Raw genomic sequence first — 251 nt, forward strand, 5'->3', positions numbered from 1 at the left:
GACATGGTAATGCCTGTTTCTTTGTCGCCACGATAAACGATAAGAGCGTCTTTCTTGAGTGTGCTGAAGTTGAAGTTAGCGTTTTTGAGGTTTAGAAACGTCTCAAAATTCTCTACTAGGATGCATTGCGAGTGTTGAATACTGCTGATGCACTCTTTATTGAAAGTGATATAGCCACCTTCAGGAGATGTGTAGAGTTTACCTTCCACTGTAATGGACTCCCCGTTGAGTGGGTACACTGAGATATGATT

1 pseudogene is annotated in these 251 nt (G+C 41.8%); it reads right to left on the minus strand.

Annotated features, from left to right (window positions below):
• Positions 1-209 (minus strand): annotated as a pseudogene (locus AB4585_RS25575) (hypothetical protein); the annotation flags it as partial.
• Between the last annotated feature and the right edge of the window lie 42 nt (positions 210-251).

It is taken from the genome of Vibrio sp. 10N.222.49.C9 (assembly GCF_041474985.1).
Classification (GTDB): domain Bacteria; phylum Pseudomonadota; class Gammaproteobacteria; order Enterobacterales; family Vibrionaceae; genus Vibrio; species Vibrio crassostreae_C.